At 68.4% G+C, this 1,426-nt stretch carries 1 protein-coding gene; it reads right to left on the bottom strand.

The window, feature by feature from the left end; all coding sequences use genetic code 11:
- Positions 1–12: 12 nt before the first annotated feature.
- Positions 13–1,314 (bottom strand): ISL3 family transposase, encoded by a 1,302-nt coding sequence (locus ACIQCY_RS18245; protein ID WP_364275828.1) that lies wholly within the window; start codon positions 1,312–1,314, stop codon positions 13–15.
- Between the last annotated feature and the right edge of the window lie 112 nt (positions 1,315–1,426).

The following is a 1,426-nucleotide window of genomic DNA, read 5'->3' as shown; positions in this document are numbered from 1 at the left end:
GGCTCTTCGGAATCAAGGGTGTAGCGAGGGTCTGAAACCTCCGGCCTCGAGCAGGCTCCTGGCTGTGTAGTTCGCGAGGTTGCGGAAGCCGAGCGCGGAGCCGCGGAGGTGCTCGAGTCGGCCGTTGATCGCCTCTGTCGGACCGTTGCTCGTGCCGGGCAGGTCGAAGAACGCGAGGACGTCCGCGGCGCGCTGCTTCAACGTCCGACCGAGCCGGCGAATCTCGGCCAGCATCGCGGGGACGCCGCTGCTGACGGAATCGATCACCGACCGCATCATCTCCTTCGCCTTCTTCTTGTCGGGTTCGCGGTAGGCGGCGACGATGCGCTGGTAGATGCCCCAGGTCGCTTCGACCTCGACGTGCTCCTCGACCGCGAACACCGCGTCCAGCCGTGCGGTCTGCTTCTCGGTGAGGAAGCTCACGCCGGTGTGGAGGGTGCGGCGGACCCCGTAGAGCGGGTCCCCGGCGTGACCGCGGTGCCCGAGAGTGTCCTGCTGAACCCTCTGCCGGGTCCGGTCCAGGGCGTCACCGGCGAGCCGGACGACATGGAACGGATCCATCACCGGGACCGCGTCGGGGAGTTCCTCGGACGCGGCGGTCTTGAACCCACTGAACCCATCCATCGCGACCACTTCGATCTGCTTCGACCACTCCTTGGGCCGGGCGGCGAGCCACTGCTTGAACACCGCCTTCGACCGACCCTCGACCATGTCCAGCAGCCGTGCGGGACCTGTCTTGTTGCGGGCGGGCGTGAGGTCGATGATCACGGTCACGTACTTGTCACCGAACCGGGTGTGACGCCAGACGTGCTCGTCGACGCCGATCGTGGTGACGCCGTCGAACCTGGCCGGATCGTCGATCAGCCGCCGCTTGCCCTCGGCGAGGATCGCGGTGTTCGCGGTGTGCCACGACACACCCAGGCCTGCCGCGGCGCGGGAGACGGTGAGGTGGTCGACCACGATCGCCTTCAGCGCCCACCCGACCCCGCCGCGGGAGATCTTCGCCCGCGGCGCCGCCGCGTTCGTCGTGTCCTGCCGCCAGGTGCGGCGGCAGTGGCCGCACCGGTAGCGGCGCACCCGCACCAGCAGCGTCGTGGGCCGGTGCCCGAACGGCTCGTGCGCGAGCGGACGCGTCACGGTGTCGCGCGGCACGCCCTCGGCGCCGCACTTCCGACACCACGGGTCATCGTCAACGACGCGGCACTCGAGTACCGCCCGGTCGGGCTCGATCAACTGGCCGATGGCTTCGAGGCCGAGCTCATCGAGACGGCAGAACGTGGTGAGGTCAGGGGTCGCGAACGTAGGGTGGTGCAAGTCGAGGTCTTCCGGCAGATGGGCAGTGTGAGAACTTCCATCCTGGAAGACCTCGACGTCTATCCACGAACCAGCCGCCGACCCTCGACTACACCCTCAACTGCGAAGAGCC

Source organism: Arthrobacter sp. NPDC092385 (genome assembly GCF_044755105.1).
Classification (GTDB): Bacteria; Actinomycetota; Actinomycetes; order Actinomycetales; family Micrococcaceae; genus Arthrobacter_D.
Note: the sequence above shows the minus strand (reverse complement) of the source record. Positions and strands in the feature narration are given on the sequence as shown.